Annotated in this window: 1 protein-coding gene; it reads right to left on the minus strand. The window is 54.6% G+C overall.

Annotation, left to right across the window (positions count from 1 at the left end; translation table 11 throughout):
* A partial coding sequence (locus H5187_RS24180; protein ID WP_220493337.1) for an Ig-like domain-containing protein occupies nucleotides 1-284 on the minus strand: 284 nt, incomplete at both ends.

Below are 284 nucleotides of genomic sequence, written 5' to 3' on the forward strand. Positions count from 1 at the left end.
GCACTGGAGGTGTTACCCGCCGCATCACTTTGTGTGGCGCTGAGGGTGAGTGTGCCATTATTAAAGCTGCTGACATCAAACTCACTACCACTGATAGTCCATGCCCCAGAGCCATCGGCCGTCACAGTGCGCGATTGGTTATTCCCGCCATCGCTGATGGTTACACTGACACTGGCATTGGCTTCTGCCCCGGAGCCGGTGATCAATACACTGCCATCTTCTACAGCATTGATCCGGCCATCAACCTCAATAGGGGTCGTTATGGTCAAGGCATTCGGTGCTGC

It is taken from the genome of Pseudoalteromonas sp. SG44-1, from assembly GCF_014164315.1.
Lineage (GTDB): Bacteria > Pseudomonadota > Gammaproteobacteria > Enterobacterales > Alteromonadaceae > Pseudoalteromonas > Pseudoalteromonas rhizosphaerae.